Raw genomic sequence first — 17,525 nt, forward strand, 5'->3', positions numbered from 1 at the left:
TAAATTTATTTTATTTTTTATTGTAACGTGAACGGAATTTGTCAATACGTCCTGCTGTATCAACAAGCTTCATTTTACCAGTATAAAACGGGTGAGAGGTGTGAGAGATCTCCAGTTTAATCAGTGGATACTCGTTACCATCTTCATATTTGATAGTTTCTTTAGATTCTATGCAAGATTTGGTCAGAAAAGAATAGTCGTTAGACATATCTTTAAAAACTACCAATCTATAATTTTTTGGATGCAAATCAGCCTTCATGGTTCATTCCTTTTTAAGAGGCGCAAATATATGTACAAAAAGGTAAGTTTTCAAATAGATTTTAAAAAAGATTTGAGAAAGGAGATCAGGCACAAGAGAATGAGCAGTTAAGCATCCTGACAAAGTTCAATTAAAACGCCATTCGCATCTTTTGGATGAACAAAACAAATTAATTTATTGTCTGCTCCAAGTTTAGGCGTATCCGATAACAATCGAAAACCTTCAGCTTTTAGGCGCTCCATTTCCCAATAAATATCATCGACACTAAAAGCTATATGATGAAGACCCTCCCCTTTTTTTTCAATAAATTTCGCGATAGCACTATCGGGAGAAACAGCCTCCAGAAGCTCAATTTTTTCATTTCCCACCTTAAAAAATTCAGTGATAACCGCTTCTGAATTAATAATTTCACGCTTATAACTCTTAATTCCTAAGAGCTTTTCATAAATAACTGAGGATTGATCTATACTGTGGACTGCAATACCAATATGTTCTATCTTATTCATGGTTGTTTCTGGTAAAAATGACTTTTTATCTATATTTAGACTCGTTTCAGGTAATAACAGGAGCTAAAAGTTTTACTATCTTTGTATTTAAATATAGTTATAGTTTTAGATATGAATCTCCCAATATATTTAGACAACAATGCCACCACTCCAATGGACCCGAGGGTACTTGAAGCAATGATACCTTATTTCACGCAGAAATTTGGCAACGCAGCGAGTAGAAATCATCCTTTTGGATGGGCAGCCGAAGAAGGTGTTGATTATGCACGCGAACAAGTAGCAAAACTGATTGGCGCAAACGAAAAAGAAATTATCTTTACTTCTGGTGCCACTGAAGCAAATAACCTTGCATTAAAAGGTGTCTTTGAAATGTACAAAGACAAAGGAAACCATATAATTACCTGCACTACAGAGCACAAAGCAGTTCTTGACGCGTGTAAACATATTGAAAAACTTGGAGCCAGTGTTACCTACCTTCAGGTTAAATCTGATGGTTTAATTGACTTGCAGGAGCTTGAAAATGCAATGACTGACAAAACCATCCTTGTGTCCATTATGTACGGAAACAATGAGATTGGAGTTATTCAACCCATCAAAGAAATATCGGCTATCGCTCATAAACACGGTGCTCTATTTTTCACTGATGCTACACAAGCTGTAGGAAAAATTCCGGTTGATGTTATTGCAGATGGTATCGATTTAATGTCGTTTTCAGCACATAAAATGTACGGACCGAAAGGTGTCGGTGCATTATATGTTAGAAGAAAGAATCCAAGAGTTAAGGTTACGGCGCAAATGGACGGAGGTGGCCATGAGCGTGGAATGCGTTCAGGAACACTAAATGTACCCGGAATTGTCGGATTTGGTAAAGCATGTGAACTTTGCTATTTAGAAATGGCAGATGAAGCTAAACGTTTGTCGGCTTTGCGCGATAAACTTGAAAGCTCTTTAACTACGCTTGAAGAAAGTTACGTGAACGGGAACCGTCAATACAGACTGCCGCACGTTGCTAATATTTCTTTTAAATATGTGGAAGGAGAAGGTTTGATGATGGCAATGAAAGATATGGCTGTTTCATCAGGATCTGCCTGTACCTCAGCATCATTAGAGCCGTCTTACGTATTAAAAAGTTTAGGATTATCTGATGATTTGGCACACTCTTCGATACGTTTTGGATTAGGAAGGTTTACCACTGAGGAAGAAGTAGATTTTGCTATCGAACAAACTAAAAAAGCGGTTAATCACCTTCGCGACCTTTCTCCTCTATGGGAAATGTTTAAAGAAGGAATTGATTTGGATAAAGTGGAGTGGGTAGAACACTAAATAGATATGCAGATGATTTGATGTGCAGATATGCAAATTAATGATGCAAATAGAACTTAAAGTACAAATTTTACAAATAAAATAAGGCTATGGCTTACTCAGATAAAGTTATCGATCATTACACTAACCCAAGAAACGTTGGCACACTTGATAAAAGCAAAAACAACGTAGGAACAGGCTTAGTAGGAGCTCCTGAATGTGGAGACGTTATGCGCCTTCAAATTGAAGTAGATGCAAATAATGTAATTACTGATGCAAAATTTAAAACCTTTGGTTGCGGTTCTGCAATTGCTTCATCTTCTTTAGCTACCGAGTGGTTAAAAGGAAAAAGCATTGATGATGCAATGGCCATAGATAATATGGACATCGTTGAAGAACTTGCATTACCACCGGTTAAAATACATTGTTCTGTTTTAGCGGAAGATGCTATTAAAGCTGCTATCAACGATTACCGCGTAAAAAACGGTTTAGAGGCATTGGTAGTTGAAAAGTCACATCACTAATTAGATGTGAAAGAATAGATATGAGATGTTAGAACATGCATATCTATTATAATATGGTTAAATGATTAGAGTGTTGGATTCGATGATCTCAAATCCAATATCTCAAATCTCAAATCTTTTAAACAAATGGTTACAGTAACAGATAAAGCAAAAGAAAAAGTAGCAGAGCTGGTTGAAAATTCAGGTCTGGATAATACTTACTTTTTAAGAGTATCTGTGCAGGGAGGTGGTTGCTCTGGTTTATCCTATAAACTTGATTTTGACAATGAAGAAAAACCTGGCGATCAATTCTTTGAAGATAAGGGTGTGCGAATGGCTTTGGACATGAAGTCATTTTTATACCTGGCTGGCACAGAACTGGATTTTTCGGATGGTTTAAATGGCAAAGGCTTTAATTTTCATAATCCTAATGCAAGCCGCACCTGTGGCTGCGGAGAAAGTTTTTCTGTTTAACCTTCTATAAAATATCATTAAAAAGGGGCTATCGCCCCTTTTTGTGTTTAGGTATATTCTGTATACTTGTTGGTATTAAATCAACAATGAATTCAAAGCCCAATACTATCCCTAAATTATTAAGAAATGTAGTTTCTACAATTCAATCAGAAGAATCAACTTTTCTTGTTCATAAGAAGGGTGAAGTATGGGAAGAAATCAGTTACAGAAAAACCCTTGAGAATGCTGATGCGATTTCGTCATACTTCTTAGAAATAGGAATTCAAAAGGGCGACAGGATAGGTTTTATTCTCGAAAATTCTCCCGAATACATTTTTTATGATCAGGGATTACAGCAGATTGGCGCTATAAATGTATCGATATACCCCACCCTCTCGGAAAGTGAAATCGAATATATTCTTAATGATGCCGGTGTAAAAACACTACTGGTGGGTAATCCATTCTTACTGAGGAAAATATTAAAGATTGCGAATGAATGTCCTGAATTAATTCGCATAATTCCAATTTTTGATGACTACGAAAAGTACATTCAAGGCATAAACCTTAATGCAGGCATTATTTCATTTAATGCGGTGTTAGAAGAAGGTAAAAAGTGTTATGAAGCACATAAGAAAGCGATTGATTTTGCTCGTGGGTGTATACTTCCTTCAGATATATCATCCCTGATTTATACTTCCGGAACAACAGGGGTCCCCAAGGGTGTGATGCTGAGTCATCATAACTTTGTGGAAAATGTAAATTCCTCTCTATTACAAATTCCTGTTATCGACAAAGATGATGTTTTCTTGTCGTTTCTGCCTCTTTCACATGTTTTTGAACGTACCGCAACTTATCACGTCTGCATCACAGCGGGATGTAAAATAGCATTTTCACAAAGTCTGGAACTTCTTGCTAAAAACATGACTGAAATAAAACCCACAGTTATGAGCTGTGTACCCCGACTACTTGAGCGCATACACGACAGGGCTATAAAAGCGGGCACTCAGCCAGGAGGTACTAAGGCTAAAATATTTTTATGGGCATTATCGATCGGGAAAAAATACCGGGAAAGTAAAGAAGCCGGAAAATCTCCGGGATGGATTTTAACAGCTCAGCATAAACTTGCCGGCAAGCTGGTATTTAATAAAATTAAGGAAAAAACAGGCGGACGACTGAAATTTTTCCTTTCAGGAGGAGCTGCGCTTCCGCAAAATGTAGGTGAGTTTTTTGGCAACCTTGGAATTAAAGTACTTGAAGGCTATGGACTAACCGAAACATCGCCTGTTTTAGCCGTAACCGAGTATCACAGGCAAGTTTTTGGCACCGTTGGACGCATAATTCCCGGCATTGAAATCGGTATACAAGAGGTAGAAACAAAAAGAATGCTCACCGTTCAAACGAACAATACCTTTAATGAAGATTTTGAATGTGAAGAGGGCGAAATTTTAGCCAGAGGACATTGTGTAATGAAGGGTTATTGGAATAAGCCTTATGAGACAGAGCAGGTAATTGATTCTAAGGGCTGGTTTCACACAGGCGATATCGGGCGTTTTTTTAAAGGGAACTTAAAAATAACCGACCGCATAAAGAATATGCTTGTAAACGCATATGGTAAAAACATCTATCCTACCCCTGTAGAAAACACCTACTTAAAAAGTCCAAAAATTGAACAAATATTTTTAATAGGTGATAAGCGGGAATTTATAACGGCCATAATAGTGCCTCCAAAAGACAGCCTGGTGGAAGAATTTGGCAAGGGGGATGAATTTTTCAAAGAAGAGGAAATATTTATTGAGGATAAAGAGCTTAAAGATTGGCTATCTCACGATATCCGTAAACTTTCAAATGAGCTTGCAAAATTTGAAAGAATTAAAAATTTCATCATTAAACGCCATCCGTTCAGTATTGAAGAGGGAGAATTAACTCCATCTATGAAAGCTAAAAGGAAGGTAATAGAAAAAAAATATGCCATGGAAATTGATCAGATGTATATAGACGAGATGGATCAGAACTAAGGTTTGAAAAATGCGTTTTTTTATTTTAAGATCAATAGCCCCTAATTCATCTTAAAAATTCCACCTCACAAACGCTTCCATTGCTTCATACTCAGCCATTCCCAATTTATCGTATTCTCGGGCAGTTTGACTTGTCCGTTCCTCCGCCCTGACCCAAAACTCCCGTTGATCCTCACCTGGAAAGACCGGCCTGTCTTTTTGAGACTGGTGCTTAAATATAGCATTTCGCTTTTTCAGCACCTGTTTGGGTGATAGAGGTACGGCCATTTGAATTTCATGTATCTCGAACTCCTGCCATGCACCGCGATATAGCCATAACCAACAATCTTTAACCCATTCTTCAGATTCTTTCAGGCGTTTTAATGCTTCAAGTACGATGTCGAAACAAAGTTTATGAGTACCATGAGGGTCGGCAAAATCGCCTGCCGCATAAACCTGGTGAGGCTTTATTTTTTGCAATAAAGCGATCGTAATTTGTATATCGTCCTCATTGTAACGAGGTTTCGGATTTTCATAGAAAGGCAATGCCATGAAATGAATGTTTTCGTCTCTTAAACCCGAAAAACGAGCCCCTGCTATAGCTTCACCTTTTCTGATTAATCCTTTTACTGTTTGAAGCTCCTTGATATCAGGCTGATTTGGCTGCTTAGATTCAATAAACTCCCTCATCATGATATAGCTTTCTTCAAGGCCATTAGAATCAAAGTCGATTGATTTCGAAAAGTCGCGTACAAACTCTACATAGCGCAGGGCATCATCATCCCAAACGGCGGTATTTCCAGAAGTTTGGTATGCCACATGCACATCATGCCCCTGATCAACGAGCCGCATAAAAGTACCTCCCATCGAAATAACATCGTCATCAGGATGAGGAGAGAAAATCAAGCATCTTTTTACACCGGGATTAGCACGTTCCGGACGCTGACTATCGTCTGCATCGGGCTTCCCTCCCGGCCAGCCGGTTATGGTATGTTGAATTAGGTTGAAAATCCGAATATTTATGTCGTAAACCGGGCCATTTTCAGTGGCTAACTGGGCCATTCCGTTGGAGTTATAATCTTCTTCAATTAGTTTAAGAATTGGTTTATTGACTTCATGTGATAACCAGATAACAGCCTTCTTTATCAGTGGTTCATCCCAAATGCAATCTTTAACTAACCATGGAGTGTTAAATCTGGTCAGCTCTGATGCGGCATCAGAGTCTAAAACAAATTCAACTTTATCCGACTGTTGCAAATACGTAGCCGGCACTTCTGATGATATCTCTCCTTCAACAGCTTTCTTTATAATCGATGCTTTTTTCCGATTCCAGGCCATAAGGATAATTTCCCTGGCTTTAAAAATTGTTCCAATCCCCATTGTAATGGCTTTGGTGGGAACATTCTCCTTACTTCCAAAATCACGGGAGGCATCTGTCCGGGTTAAATCAGCCAGAGTGACTAAGCGGGTACCCGAATTTGGAGCCGATCCGGGTTCGTTAAAACCAATATGGCCAGTCCGGCCGATACCAAGTATTTGCAGATCCAAACCTCCATGTTCACTTATGCTGCGTTCATAGTCCAAACAATACTGGTGGATTTGCTCCAGAGGTAAGCTCCCGTCAGGTATATGAATGTTAGATCTTACTATGTCAATATGATCAAACAGATGTTCATTCATGAAACGTACATAACTTTGCTCTGCGCCCGGTTTCATCGGATAATACTCATCGAGATTAAAAGTGATCACATTTTTAAAACTCAGCCCTTCTTCCTTATGCAAGCGGATCAGCTCTTCATAAACACCGATTGGAGTTAGCCCAGTAGCCAGTCCCAGAACAGTTTTCTCTCCTTTATTCTGTTTTTCACGAATAAGTTTTGCTATGCGTCGGGCAACTTCTTTTGAAGCCAGGTTTTCATCAGGGAAGACAGCCACCGGTAACTTTTCAAAGCGGGTTTCTTCAAGCAGGTTTAAGCGGGCCATAAGTAAGTTTTGAAATTAAATATAGGGATTTATGAAGGATTTACTAAAAATTAGAGGGTATAAAAAAAGGTTTGCCTGTGCAAACCTCAAATAATATAACCAATAAACAAAGTTTATCAGCAACGGCAAATTTTATTAATTCCTTTTTCCGGAAAAACTGTTATTAATGCTGTTACTTAATGTCTTCGCAGACCAGTAACCACTTGCTATGATTCTTCGTATGGTAAACAACGGATCATTTTCATCCCTGGATGTTGCTAGAATAAATGCTGATTTAAACCCTCTTTTCTTCAATTGCGGGATAGCTTCCTTATTCCATAGGCCAAAAGGATAAGCAAAGTATTCAATTTTTTTACCAGTTATTTCTTCAAGACGTTTAGTTGGCTTATCAATTTGAGTAAGCCAGTCCTCATCCTGATATTTTTTAACATTTTTATGATCGTAGGTGTGGCTTCCAATTATATTACCTTCATCAGATAATTGTTTTATCTCCTCACTGTTCATATATTTCACCTTACCCCTTCTTCCGATAGAAACAGTCATGATAAAGTATACGGCTTTAAAACCATACTTTTTCAGCTCGGGGGCAGCAATAGTAAACTGATCGAGGTCAGTATCATCAAAAGTAAACATGATCGGCTTAGATGGCAAGGGATCTCCATATACCAGGTAATTATAAACCTGATCTGGCAATACCGAATGATACCCGCTATCGGCCAGCATTTTAACATGCGATTTAAACGTGCTTACAGGTATTATGTAATCTTTAGCGGTTTCAGAATCACCTGCACGCCAATCTCTAACCTGGTGATAGCACAGAATCGGCACTTGTTTTCTGCTTAAAATAGTTGCTGCATCGGCAGGCTTTCTTTCTTTACCCGGTACATTTTCAGCGGAAACCGGGTCGTTTTCACGAACAGAATCTGTAGCTACACTATCATTGGCTTTTGTAACATTTTGGGCATTATTCGAGGAACAGGAAACTGATAATGCAACGACAGGAATAAGAAGGAGATGTAAAATAGGTTTTAGCATAATAATATTAAAATGTTTGTAAGCAACGTTTATTGTATGAACAGGAAATAATTATTCTTTATCAGGCTCTGCCAAAATATCATCCTGACTCTCAAGAATATATTCGGCAGAATATGCAACTTCTGCATCTCCAACATTTTTCCGCGGGAAATTAAACAGATAAGATGTAACTACAGGAACAATAAAAATTGCTACAGTAAATACAGAAACCATTAAGTCTAAACTTTCGCTATCAAGAAACTGCGCCAGTACCGAGCCTTCAGCATAATGAGTATATAAAGACGCAAGTAATTTTAATCCTAAAACTCCAATTACAATAAATGCTATTGTTTCTAAAAAAGGAAACTTTTCCATCAGCTTAACAAATCCCTGGGTCACAAACCTCATTGCCAGAATTCCAATAAAAACACCTATATAAATTAAAGGCATGTGATCTGTAAACGCTACTGCAGCAAAAACATTATCTATTGAGAATGCTAAATCCATTACTTCCACCAATGCAACAGTTGACCAGAAAGTTCCTATTACACCCACTGTTGAACGATAAATCCAGCTACGGTCCTTATCGATAACTTCATCTTCATCGCTACTCTTTCCTTTAAAATAATCGAAAGCCAGCCAAAGGAGGTATAAACCGCCGAGAGGTTTAAGAAACCATATCTTAACCAGCCAGCTGGCTATTAACAAGCAAATCCCGCGAAACACGTATGCTCCAATAATTCCATATTTTAATGCCCTGTTCCTTTGCTCTTTAGGAAGATCAAGAACCATTGTAGCAAGCACGGCGGCGTTATCAACAGACAAAAGACTTTCAATAACTATCAAATTTAAAACAATAAGCAAACCTGCTTGAATGTCATCACCTAATATGGTATGTAAAAAATCCATCATATCACCTGTCTAATAAAATGCCAGCTTTAAATTTTCGCAAAGATGAGGGTTTTATATTATTAAACTATACTTTTTATAAGATTAACCTGTCAATTCAGGGAATTTATTTACGAAAAGCACATTGACTTTTTTTAAAAACTATGATGTTGAGAATGAATCCGTTTTTTGTAAATCACCTGTAAGCCCTTTCTGGTAGATTTAATCCAAAACGCCAAAATGGATTCATTAAAAAATTCAAACAGGAAGCAGTGATTAATAATTTGTAATTGCATTAGAAGTATCTTCCTGATAGAAACTGACCTTGTTTTTTAAAGAAGAGATTTCTTCCTCCATATGTTCCAATCGTGACAGGAGATAAATAATCACTTCAATTCCAGCGATATTAATGTCCAGATCCTGAGATAAACGAATAATTTTTTCTAATTGCGCCAGTTGAGCTTTTTCAATAAACTTCTGGTTTTCATGCGCCACCAGTTGCACCAGGCCTGCTTCTTCAAGTGATCCTATAAATGAGTATTCGATATGATGAAACTCGCAAAAATCATTCGCTGCGATTAAATCTCCGGTTGTCATATCTGATATTATTTAAGTTGAGACAATTCTTTAAATAACTCCCTTTGTTTATCGGTTAAATTCTGCGGAATCTGAATTTCATAGGTTAGATAGAGATCTCCGGATTCATTTTCTTTTTTGTAAACAGGAAATCCCTTTCCTTTCAATTTAACCTTAGTACCATTCTGGGTTTCGGGCTTAACCTTAAGCTTTACCAGACCGCTCAATGTGTCTACGGTAATTTCACCCCCCAAAACAGCGGTAAATAAATCAAGTTTAATAGTAGCATACAGATCCTTTCCATCTCGTTTGAACCTTGGATCCGGGGTAATTATAAATTTTATCAGCAAATCACCCGCTGGACCACCATTTACACCGGCACCTCCATGGCCAGGAATCTTAATGGTTTGTCCGTTTTCAATTCCGGCAGGAATCGTAATGCGGATGTTTTTCCCATCTACTGTAACTGTTTGTTTATGAGTTGTACTGGCTTCCTGTAAACTTAAATGAAGTTCGGCATTGTAGTCCTGCCCACGAAATTTCACCTGCCTGCCCTGGCCAGAGGCCGATCTGCCCATATTTCCAAACATAGATTCAAAGAAGTCAGAGAAATCGCCGCCCCCCCCAAATGATTCAAACCCGGTTCCGCTTCCGCCATAGCTTCCCTGCGGTCTTCCCCCCTGCCTTTCTGCCGCTTCGTAAGCTTCAGCTTGCTGCCAGTTTTCACCGTATTTGTCGTACTTTTTTCTCTTTTCAATATCACCTAAAACTTCGTTTGCCTCATTTATTTCCTGAAACTTCTTTTTGGCCCCTGCATCATTCGGGTTAAGATCGGGATGGTATTTCCTGGCCAGCTTTCGATAAGCATTTTTGATATCTTTTTCGGACGCAGATTTCCCGACACCCAAAATTTTATAGTAATCAATGTAAGCCATAGTAATTGGTTTATTTTTAAACAAAACTTATGGGCATACAGTTCCGGAAAAAGATTTCTTTTTTTAAGGGGGATCAACTGTGTTATAATAAAGAAGCACCCATGATATGGCTTACTTCAAGTATTAACTATTAATAATATATTTATCGAAATTTAACCCTATGAAAAAACCTTATTTACTTCTGCTATTATTTTTAATCTCATCGATTAGCTGTTTCGCTCAGGCTATTGTCAACCCTTATGTCGAAACAGTAGACGACCGCGCCTGCTACATCAGTAAAATTGAAATCACTGATAAATTTACAATTGTAAGTTTTGAGCATAAAAACAACAACGGCTGGGTAAGAGTAAGTGACAAAATTTATATAGAAACACCTGACCATACCAGGTATGAGTATGTAAAATCGGAAGGTATACCAGTTTCTCCAGAAAAATACACGTTCAAAGAGGGCGAAGAAAGTTTAAAATTTAAAGTTTATTTCAAGGCATTACCCAAAAGAGTAAAAACTGTCAATATTATTGAAAAAGAAGGTGATAGATTTTCTTTCAATTTTTATGGAGTAAGTTTTGAAAAATCAAGAACTTCTGATGTTCAGCGTTCGCATACGCCTGTTGCTGAACAGCCTATCGCTAATTCAGATTTTCCATCAGCAATGTTTAAATCATTAGGACCAATATACAGTACCTTGGTTAAGTCGATGCTTAATTCTTCATTAGAATATTATAATGAGCCCGGTAAATTAACGGAACTGGCCAAAATTAATAAAACCTATTTTGAAGCATTAAGGAAAGAGGGCTTTACCAGGAAAGAGGCATTGAAAATTATGTTATCCAGTCCTTTATCTAAAGGATTAGGAAAATAACCTGAATAAATGCATATTAAAAGGATTTGTTAATATGCATTTATATTTCTTTTTGCAGACAACGTTATTTTGTTTCCTTAAAAGGCCATATAACCAAAATCGCAGATGTTCCACTGTTAATACAGTGATCGCCAACAAAAAATTGAAATGATAATTAGCATGTTTCGCTATATTCGTACCGATTAGAATATTTAATCATGCCTTTCTTATCAGCTATTACCCTTCTCCCTGTCGCGATAGATTCTTATCCATTTAATATTCCCGGCTTCAAAAGAGGAATTAAAATGAGGTTAAAAAATAATGTATCGTTTTTTGTGGGTGAGAATGGCTCCGGAAAGTCAACATTGCTGGAGGGCATAGCTGAAAAATGCGGATTTAATCTGAGGGGCGGTAATAAAAACCATAACCTGAATACTGGGTATAATTTTTCCGGTTACGAATCTCAATTGGCCAAAAGTGTGACTTTAGGCTGGACACCGAAAAAAATCTCAGGAGGTTTTTTTATGCGTGCAGAAAGCTTTTATAATTTTGCCAGCTTTATAGATGAACTGGCATCAGAGGACAGTAGAATTTTAGATGCTTACGGTGGAAAATCGTTACATCAGCAATCTCATGGAGAATCATTCTTAAGCTTGTTTAAGAATCAATTTGAGACCGGTATCTATCTTCTTGACGAGCCTGAAGCTGCCCTTTCTCCGGCAAGGATTCTTGCGTTTATGACTATAATATCTGAACTGGAAAAATCCGGACGGGCGCAATTTATTATTGCCACCCATTCGCCGATGTTGCTATGTTATCCTGATGCAACTATTTATCAATTTGATGAGGATGGTATCAGGGAAACTACCTGTGAAGCTACCGAACATTTCCAATTGACCAAAACATTTCTGGAGAACCCGGCCGTGTATTTAAGGCATTTATTTGAGGATTAACACCTCTATCAAATAGCATTGTTATGAAGAAAATAAGTCAGCTTTATTTAAAACATTTTCAGAATAGAAATGTGTTTATTTTATGAGCTCAGCCTTTGTCCGTGAAAGCGATGAACAGCGCTTAAATGAGGTAGCACCTACTTTAAGTGCATTGCAAATGTATTTACGCCGTGAAAATGGTGGTATGACCATACGGGAAATAAAAAGTTATTATAGTAAAGTGCATGGCAGGGAAATCCACGAAATGAGTGACGGTTTAAGTTATGCTAAGGACGATGAAAGTAAGTGGTATATTATTCCCGATTAATCTGACTCTGAGACTCAAGTTGCCGATGTATTTAAGACATCTGAAGAAATGCTTATAGAGGCTTTATAGGGCAAGGAAAACATTGAAGGAACTTTTGTTAAACCAAATACCCGCTGAAATTTTCTCCTACCATAAAAAACAATGGAGGTCTTACCAACATAGTTGATTTTATTTGATTTTGCAGCCATTTCTTTTATGCATCAGCGACTTCCCTCTTTTATACCCGGTTTTGTCTTTTTTGATTTAAGAGCGCTACGCTGAAACTCTTAAAGCGAAGGAAATTCTTTCGGAGTGATATGTAGTTAAAATTTGTTAAAGTGAATCCGGTTAACTCATTCCTTCTTAGCTTAGTAAAAATGAAAGAGAACCATTTATTTAGTAATGTAATTGTGTTATGCATGCTTTTTAGCTGCGTGAGTACATTTGCTCAAAATGGTAAGACTCTTCAGGGTGTTGTGTTAAAAAAAGGCAGTACGGTTAGAATTTCCAAGGCAAATATATTCAATAAGAGGGGAAATTATAGTGTTCTTACTGATAATTTGGGTTTATTCTCAATCCTTGTCATTCCAGGCGACACGCTTGAGATTAGCCATCCGGAATATTTAAAGCAGCAACTCGTTGTTAGCACTTTCTCTGATATGATCATATACCTCCAGATAGGTCATGTATTAAAGGAAGTAATAATAAAAGGCGAATCACCAACAGAACGGCTGGCTGAAGCAGAGAAATCATTTAAAAAAAAAGGTATTTATTACAAAGGCAGGCCGCCCCTTAAATTATTATCTCCATTTGGAGGCAGCCCTATAACCTTCTTTTACGAGCTTTTTAGTAAAGACGGGAGAAGGGCAAGACGATTTGGCCAGTTCGCTCAATCCGAAACCGATTATTATGAGGTAGCTTCACGCTTTAATGATTATAACATTAAAAGAGTAACCGCGATTAGAGATGAAGAATTACCAGATTTTAAAGTGGCCTTCTGGCCGTCAGTAGAGCAAGTAAGAGCCTGGAATGACTTTGACCTTTTGCATTATATAAAAACATCCTTTGTCAAGTTCCGGTCTCCATCCCACCCCATGGATAGTTTGAAAAGGGTGCTTCCGGAGCCCTGAAATGGTTTGAGACATTGTCCGAATTTTTTAAACCAAAAGAAGAAAATTTACGGCTTTCCCAGCATTTCGCAAATACTGCGAGGCTTTAACGATTTTTTTTAGAATTTTGCTTCCGGAGTTTTAGAAACTTATCTGAACAAGGTCTTTAAACGTAAAAAATTCTTAGTATGAATAGTGATGAAAGAAAATCAAAAGCTGAGCATTTATTTGAGGCAACTCTACTTTCAGCTATCTGTAAAAAACTAATAGAAATAGGGGAAATTGAGACAGAGAATGAATTTCTTGACAGTTATCCTAAAGATCGTCTCGCGGATGTTCATAACAATGAAACAGGTGCTTATTACCTGATGACCGGAGAAACTCCTGTAAAGCTGGTTGAATATAACCTTGTCAGTTTTGAGGTGTTCCCGGTGTTATGAAGCTCGTTGCCAGAATACGTCAGCAAAGGCATTTGGATTAACAATTCATATTAAAACCCTTTCCTCGCTACAGAAATATCACCTGCAACTACCCTACCCTTCTTTCCCTTCTTCTTAGGGTATTTTTTAAGATCTATAACTCGAACTGAAAAATCGGCGTCAGACACTTTTTCTATATTAGCATCGAGCACAAAAATTTTATTTTTAAAAAAGTCCAGATTAACCGGACTGTTATAATTCCATATGTCTGTACGTAGTATATTCGCGGAAGCCCAGCTATTACTGCTGTTGAGAATATGAACTTTCCGGGAATCACCTCCTTCAGAAAGAGCCAACAAATAGTTGGTAGTAAAATGTATGCTGTTAATATCATCAAATCCCTCTTCAACAAACACCCTCGATATCGAATTATTATTAGTTAAATCAATCTTTAAAATGTCGCTGTTCACTGCCACCAGTAAATAACCATTCTTATGGTATGTCAGCGGTTTGTTTTGGTTGTTTTGACTGTTTAACCGTTTATCAGTTAATAAAATGGAAGTAACACCATTTGGGCTTACTTTATATATAACCGGACAGAATGCATCTGTAATGTAAACTATTCCTTCATTATCAATTACTAAATCGGTGATATAATGGGGTCCGGAATATAATTTATCAAGTTCGTAGGTCGACACAATTGTTTTATCCAGCAAATTAATCTTGATAAGTTTTATATCCTTCCCGAATGCAGGATCTCCTTTTGATGTCAGGGTAGAGTTACCCGTTAGTACATACAGAAAATTATCCCTCACCTTTAAACCTGTTGCACCGATTAGTTTATCATCTTTTAAAAACAATTTGTATCTGCCCTCGCTGTCGATATAACCCAGCTGACCTTCTTTCATTGAACTAACGACAAAGCATTTTTGAGGAGGATAGTAAGCCAGCGCCTGGGCATCCAGGTTAACATCAAAATAATTGATGGTATAATTTTGCGCTTTAACTTGTTTTTCAGTAAACAGGGTCAGAGCCAAAATCAGAGCTAAACTAAAAACTCTTGCAGATAAATTAACGTGACCAGGTTGTTCAGAAATATTTGAGATGGTTTTCATGACATGTTGATTGATACGTTACAAGACAAAAGTAACTGATTATCAAAGAAATGTTGCTAATATTCATATAAAAAACCACACCTGGTATGAAAGCGATACGAAGACTTGTCCGCAACTTTCTAGCTGCGCAAAATCTTCACCATCTTCCTGCCCTTCGCCAGCTCATCCACCAACTTATCCAAATACCTCGCCTGCTGTGTCAAAGTATTCTCGATCTCCTCCACACGATACCCGCAGATTACTCCTGTGATGAGGTGGGCATTGGGGTTTAGCGTAGCGAGTTTGAAGAATGCTTCAAAAGTTACATTTTCTTTTATTAGTTCCTGCAGCTTCTTACTATCGAAACTTGTTAGCCACTCTATGACCTGATGTAATTCTTCTTTTGTTCTGCCTTTCTTCTCCACTTTTGCGAGATACAAAGGATAGACAGAGGCGAAGGTCATTTTTGCTATACGCTGATTATGGATGTCAGAAGTAATCATATTTATATGGTTCTAATTTTTCATAATTATGATAAGTCAAAAGTCTTGATGGTCAGTCGCCGACGCCCTCCTTCCCGGCGAACCGAGTTGCGTGTTAGTTCCAAAAGCCATCAATACGCTACGTCTGCTCCTCCACAATGAGACTATTACAAACTTCACAAGTTTACTTGCCCGTAGGTAATCCAGAGATAATCACGGCGGCCACACCTACAATTCCGGCACTGCCTATAACAGCCATATAGTTATTAAGACGCCCGTTTCTGGTTTTATTATACGCCCCCTTTCTGAATTCTTTCACATAAGTAGAATCGCTTAAGATCATGGTATAATCAGACTTGGTTTTAAACGGCTTAAAATAATCGGAAGCAGAATTTCTCTTATCTCTTAGAAATTTAATATAATCTACTTTGTCTAATTTAAAAAACCTAACATCATACCTCGCCTGGCGAATTAAGGATCTGCCGTCATTCGTTTGAGCGGCCAATTGAGAAATTGTACAAAAGAAAAGAAGGAACGCAGCTAACTTTATCATATTTCTTGTAATCCCGGTTAGTAAATCTACATTTATCTTTCTAAGTATTAAAACACTTACAAGCTATCCCTTCTCTCTTTTACCTAGGTATGAGAGTTTCTTCTGCATTGTGCCAATTTTAAACTTAAATATACTTCCCAATATGCTAAGGACAAGTCAAGGGGTATTAAGATAAAAAAGGAAGAACCTGTTTAATTATCCGTTCAATTTTATTGGTTGAAACACCAACAAAGGAATAATGACCTCAGGTGCTTGTATGATGAGCGCAGGTGCTTATCTGATAAATGCAGGTCCTTATCTGATATAAGCGGGTTGCTTATATTATAAATGCAGATGCTTATATGATGAGGCAGGTACTTATCTGATAAACATAGGTCCTATGTAATGGAAAACACTGACAATAAACCACCTCACTTGCATTGCAACAGAGCCTTTGTTACGTATAGGCCTTATTCTCGTTTAATATCCATCAGGGTGTTTAACAAAATGTCGCCTGGCTTATTTAGTATGATTCTTGCAATATTGGTTGTGCTTGATGACTCGTCTTTAAAGCTAAATCTTCCTAGGTCGCCGACTCAGTACTCAGATGAGTCTCTCGATAGTTGTCGCTAATCCTCATCAATTGAACCTTTTATTTAAAAAAGTAAATCCTGCCCATCTTAGGATATGAAGAAAACAGTAATTTAAGGTGAGTAACGGAATAAAATGACGCTCCATAATATTATAGCTTATTTGGTAGACTTTTTCCCTCGAATTTCATTGTATCCAAGTTCTGCGAGAACTCTTTATTATAAAACGTCTCTGTCAATGTATCTTCATCAAAAAAAATATGATAAAGCTCGCTTCAAACTGTGATAATCTATCTTTTTGTTTCCAGTGTATCGACAGCCTTGAGACAACAAGAGAACGATTGTCAGGATCATTAGAGGTTTCATGTTACCGGTTTGTTAGGTGGGATTCTAAGCTTACGCACAACGGTTAAGGATTTAAGGTTGTGCCCGATTCAAAAAGGGGTCGCCTGTCGCCCAGCACTAAAGTAATAAAAAGTAGAAAAGGAACGATATTCACGTCGCCCGCGCATAACCTAAACCCTATGTTAGCTGTTGGGCATCTTTGTTTCGCTCGGTCAATAATTCTTTAGCAGCTATTTGAGCTTCAGCAACAAATCTTTTGTCATTTATCAGGGTTTCTAGTTCTACTTCCGTATCATTCCGATATTTGAAACTAAACTTCTCGATTTTTTCTTGGTCGGGCAAAGAGTCGGTTAGATTTTCTGAAACTTTGAACTTAGCACTGACTCTTCGATAGAACAACTGAGTCTTTTGGAACTTTATTTTGGGCCATGGATTTAAGATGGATCGATATAAATAAGGTA

General features: G+C 37.6%; 20 protein-coding genes. 9 read left to right on the forward strand and 11 right to left on the reverse strand.

Annotated elements, in window-relative coordinates:
* Window positions 1-10 precede the first annotated feature (10 nt).
* Together WG906_RS07415 and mce are read right to left on the reverse strand one after the other, a co-directional pair.
* The gene (locus tag WG906_RS07415; RefSeq protein ID WP_255901268.1) at window positions 11-259 is read right to left on the reverse strand and encodes a type B 50S ribosomal protein L31; all 249 of its coding nucleotides are present in this window, start codon (window positions 257-259) and stop codon (window positions 11-13) included.
* Window positions 260-366: 107 nt separating this feature from the next.
* On the reverse strand, window positions 367-765 hold the full coding sequence (gene mce / locus WG906_RS07420; protein ID WP_339991923.1) for a methylmalonyl-CoA epimerase: 399 nt from the start codon (window positions 763-765) through the stop codon (window positions 367-369).
* A 111-nt stretch (window positions 766-876) separates the two neighbouring features.
* Here mce and WG906_RS07425 point away from each other — a divergent pair, with 111 nt between their 5' ends.
* From WG906_RS07425 to WG906_RS07440, 4 genes are all read left to right on the forward strand, one after another.
* The gene (locus WG906_RS07425) at window positions 877-2,088 is read left to right on the forward strand and encodes an IscS subfamily cysteine desulfurase (RefSeq protein WP_339991924.1); all 1,212 of its coding nucleotides are present in this window, start codon (window positions 877-879) and stop codon (window positions 2,086-2,088) included.
* 89 nt (window positions 2,089-2,177) lie between these two features.
* A complete protein-coding gene (gene iscU / locus WG906_RS07430; protein ID WP_339991925.1) occupies window positions 2,178-2,591 on the forward strand; it encodes a Fe-S cluster assembly scaffold IscU in 414 nt (137 codons plus the stop codon).
* A 126-nt stretch (window positions 2,592-2,717) separates the two neighbouring features.
* A complete protein-coding gene (locus tag WG906_RS07435; RefSeq protein WP_339991926.1) occupies window positions 2,718-3,044 on the forward strand; it encodes a HesB/IscA family protein in 327 nt (108 codons plus the stop codon).
* Between the two features lie 86 nt (window positions 3,045-3,130).
* Entirely contained in the window at window positions 3,131-5,038 is a 1,908-nt protein-coding gene (locus tag WG906_RS07440; protein ID WP_339991927.1) for an AMP-dependent synthetase/ligase, read from the forward strand.
* Window positions 5,039-5,089: 51 nt separating this feature from the next.
* Here the strand turns inward: WG906_RS07440 and nagB are convergent, their stop codons facing one another.
* The 5 genes from nagB to WG906_RS07465 form a co-directional block, all read right to left on the reverse strand.
* Window positions 5,090-7,000 (reverse strand): glucosamine-6-phosphate deaminase, encoded by a 1,911-nt coding sequence (gene nagB, locus WG906_RS07445; protein WP_339991928.1) that lies wholly within the window; start codon window positions 6,998-7,000, stop codon window positions 5,090-5,092.
* 135 nt (window positions 7,001-7,135) lie between these two features.
* On the reverse strand, window positions 7,136-8,035 hold the full coding sequence (locus tag WG906_RS07450; RefSeq protein ID WP_339991929.1) for a polysaccharide deacetylase family protein: 900 nt from the start codon (window positions 8,033-8,035) through the stop codon (window positions 7,136-7,138).
* A gap of 51 nt (window positions 8,036-8,086) precedes the next feature.
* Complete coding sequence (locus tag WG906_RS07455; RefSeq protein WP_339991930.1) at window positions 8,087-8,926, reverse strand: TerC family protein; 840 nt, start codon at window positions 8,924-8,926, stop codon at window positions 8,087-8,089.
* A 252-nt stretch (window positions 8,927-9,178) separates the two neighbouring features.
* Window positions 9,179-9,499 carry a chaperone modulator CbpM gene (locus WG906_RS07460; protein WP_339991931.1) on the reverse strand — a complete coding sequence of 107 codons (321 nt, stop codon included), beginning with the start codon at window positions 9,497-9,499 and terminating at the stop codon, window positions 9,179-9,181.
* Between the two features lie 8 nt (window positions 9,500-9,507).
* A complete protein-coding gene (locus WG906_RS07465) occupies window positions 9,508-10,413 on the reverse strand; it encodes a DnaJ C-terminal domain-containing protein (RefSeq protein ID WP_339991932.1) in 906 nt (301 codons plus the stop codon).
* 160 nt (window positions 10,414-10,573) lie between these two features.
* Between WG906_RS07465 and WG906_RS07470 the strand changes: the two genes are divergently transcribed.
* The 5 genes from WG906_RS07470 (at window position 10,574) to WG906_RS07490 (ending at window position 14,042) form a co-directional block, all read left to right on the forward strand.
* Entirely contained in the window at window positions 10,574-11,275 is a 702-nt protein-coding gene (locus WG906_RS07470; protein WP_339991933.1) for a hypothetical protein, read from the forward strand.
* A 197-nt stretch (window positions 11,276-11,472) separates the two neighbouring features.
* On the forward strand, window positions 11,473-12,207 hold the full coding sequence (locus tag WG906_RS07475; RefSeq protein ID WP_339991934.1) for an AAA family ATPase: 735 nt from the start codon (window positions 11,473-11,475) through the stop codon (window positions 12,205-12,207).
* 82 nt (window positions 12,208-12,289) lie between these two features.
* Window positions 12,290-12,514 (forward strand): hypothetical protein, encoded by a 225-nt coding sequence (locus WG906_RS07480; RefSeq protein WP_339991935.1) that lies wholly within the window; start codon window positions 12,290-12,292, stop codon window positions 12,512-12,514.
* Window positions 12,515-12,870: 356 nt separating this feature from the next.
* On the forward strand, window positions 12,871-13,623 hold the full coding sequence (locus WG906_RS07485; RefSeq protein ID WP_339991936.1) for a hypothetical protein: 753 nt from the start codon (window positions 12,871-12,873) through the stop codon (window positions 13,621-13,623).
* Window positions 13,624-13,790: 167 nt separating this feature from the next.
* Entirely contained in the window at window positions 13,791-14,042 is a 252-nt protein-coding gene (locus WG906_RS07490) for a hypothetical protein (protein WP_339991937.1), read from the forward strand.
* A 50-nt stretch (window positions 14,043-14,092) separates the two neighbouring features.
* Here the strand turns inward: WG906_RS07490 and WG906_RS07495 are convergent, their stop codons facing one another.
* From WG906_RS07495 to WG906_RS07510, 4 genes are all read right to left on the reverse strand, one after another.
* Window positions 14,093-15,136 (reverse strand): hypothetical protein, encoded by a 1,044-nt coding sequence (locus WG906_RS07495; protein WP_339991938.1) that lies wholly within the window; start codon window positions 15,134-15,136, stop codon window positions 14,093-14,095.
* A 119-nt stretch (window positions 15,137-15,255) separates the two neighbouring features.
* Window positions 15,256-15,618 carry a DUF2200 domain-containing protein gene (locus WG906_RS07500; RefSeq protein ID WP_339991940.1) on the reverse strand — a complete coding sequence of 121 codons (363 nt, stop codon included), beginning with the start codon at window positions 15,616-15,618 and terminating at the stop codon, window positions 15,256-15,258.
* Between the two features lie 163 nt (window positions 15,619-15,781).
* Complete coding sequence (locus WG906_RS07505; protein WP_339991941.1) at window positions 15,782-16,150, reverse strand: hypothetical protein; 369 nt, start codon at window positions 16,148-16,150, stop codon at window positions 15,782-15,784.
* A gap of 1,091 nt (window positions 16,151-17,241) precedes the next feature.
* Window positions 17,242-17,406 carry a hypothetical protein gene (locus WG906_RS07510; RefSeq protein WP_339991942.1) on the reverse strand — a complete coding sequence of 55 codons (165 nt, stop codon included), beginning with the start codon at window positions 17,404-17,406 and terminating at the stop codon, window positions 17,242-17,244.
* Window positions 17,407-17,525: the final 119 nt, after the last annotated feature.

The sequence above is a fragment of the Pedobacter superstes genome, from assembly GCF_037622515.1.
Taxonomy (GTDB): domain Bacteria; phylum Bacteroidota; class Bacteroidia; order Sphingobacteriales; family Sphingobacteriaceae; genus Paradesertivirga; species Paradesertivirga superstes.

Excerpts from the sequence above, each read along its gene's own strand:
- WG906_RS07415 (WP_255901268.1), bottom strand. The coding sequence starts at position 259 with ATGAAGGCTGATTTGCATCCAAAAAATTATAGATTGGTAGTTTTTAAA.
- mce (WP_339991923.1), bottom strand. The coding sequence starts at position 765 with ATGAATAAGATAGAACATATTGGTATTGCAGTCCACAGTATAGATCAA.
- WG906_RS07425 (WP_339991924.1), top strand. The coding sequence starts at position 877 with ATGAATCTCCCAATATATTTAGACAACAATGCCACCACTCCAATGGAC.
- iscU (WP_339991925.1), top strand. The coding sequence starts at position 2,178 with ATGGCTTACTCAGATAAAGTTATCGATCATTACACTAACCCAAGAAAC.
- WG906_RS07435 (WP_339991926.1), top strand. The coding sequence starts at position 2,718 with ATGGTTACAGTAACAGATAAAGCAAAAGAAAAAGTAGCAGAGCTGGTT.
- WG906_RS07440 (WP_339991927.1), top strand. The coding sequence starts at position 3,131 with ATGAATTCAAAGCCCAATACTATCCCTAAATTATTAAGAAATGTAGTT.
- nagB (WP_339991928.1), bottom strand. The coding sequence starts at position 7,000 with ATGGCCCGCTTAAACCTGCTTGAAGAAACCCGCTTTGAAAAGTTACCG.
- WG906_RS07450 (WP_339991929.1), bottom strand. The coding sequence starts at position 8,035 with ATGCTAAAACCTATTTTACATCTCCTTCTTATTCCTGTCGTTGCATTA.
- WG906_RS07455 (WP_339991930.1), bottom strand. The coding sequence starts at position 8,926 with ATGATGGATTTTTTACATACCATATTAGGTGATGACATTCAAGCAGGT.
- WG906_RS07460 (WP_339991931.1), bottom strand. The coding sequence starts at position 9,499 with ATGACAACCGGAGATTTAATCGCAGCGAATGATTTTTGCGAGTTTCAT.
- WG906_RS07465 (WP_339991932.1), bottom strand. The coding sequence starts at position 10,413 with ATGGCTTACATTGATTACTATAAAATTTTGGGTGTCGGGAAATCTGCG.
- WG906_RS07470 (WP_339991933.1), top strand. The coding sequence starts at position 10,574 with ATGAAAAAACCTTATTTACTTCTGCTATTATTTTTAATCTCATCGATT.
- WG906_RS07475 (WP_339991934.1), top strand. The coding sequence starts at position 11,473 with ATGCCTTTCTTATCAGCTATTACCCTTCTCCCTGTCGCGATAGATTCT.
- WG906_RS07480 (WP_339991935.1), top strand. The coding sequence starts at position 12,290 with ATGAGCTCAGCCTTTGTCCGTGAAAGCGATGAACAGCGCTTAAATGAG.
- WG906_RS07485 (WP_339991936.1), top strand. The coding sequence starts at position 12,871 with ATGAAAGAGAACCATTTATTTAGTAATGTAATTGTGTTATGCATGCTT.
- WG906_RS07490 (WP_339991937.1), top strand. The coding sequence starts at position 13,791 with ATGAATAGTGATGAAAGAAAATCAAAAGCTGAGCATTTATTTGAGGCA.
- WG906_RS07495 (WP_339991938.1), bottom strand. The coding sequence starts at position 15,136 with ATGAAAACCATCTCAAATATTTCTGAACAACCTGGTCACGTTAATTTA.
- WG906_RS07500 (WP_339991940.1), bottom strand. The coding sequence starts at position 15,618 with ATGATTACTTCTGACATCCATAATCAGCGTATAGCAAAAATGACCTTC.
- WG906_RS07505 (WP_339991941.1), bottom strand. The coding sequence starts at position 16,150 with ATGATAAAGTTAGCTGCGTTCCTTCTTTTCTTTTGTACAATTTCTCAA.